This window comes from Streptomyces wedmorensis (assembly GCF_000716445.1).
Taxonomy (GTDB): Bacteria; Actinomycetota; Actinomycetes; order Streptomycetales; family Streptomycetaceae; genus Streptomyces; species Streptomyces wedmorensis.
The window spans coordinates 1-201 of record NZ_JNWK01000256.1; the positions used below are offsets into that span (position 1 = coordinate 1).

Sequence of the window (201 nt, forward strand, 5' to 3'; positions counted from 1 at the left end):
CGCCGAGAACGGCGGCAGCTCCCTGGCCGTCCCCAAGGCCGCCAAGAACAAGGAACTCGCCTACGCCTTCACCGAGTTCGCCACCACCGGCACCGGCGCGAGCACCCGCGTCACCCAGGGCGCCTTCCCCGCCACCCGCGCCGACCTCGAATCCAAGGCCTTCCTCGACACCAAGTTCCCCTACTTCGGCGGCCAGCAGGC

1 pseudogene is annotated in these 201 nt (G+C 70.6%); it reads left to right on the plus strand.

Annotation, left to right across the window (positions count from 1 at the left end):
- Positions 1-201: pseudogene (locus OO54_RS41320) on the plus strand (sugar ABC transporter substrate-binding protein); the annotation flags it as partial.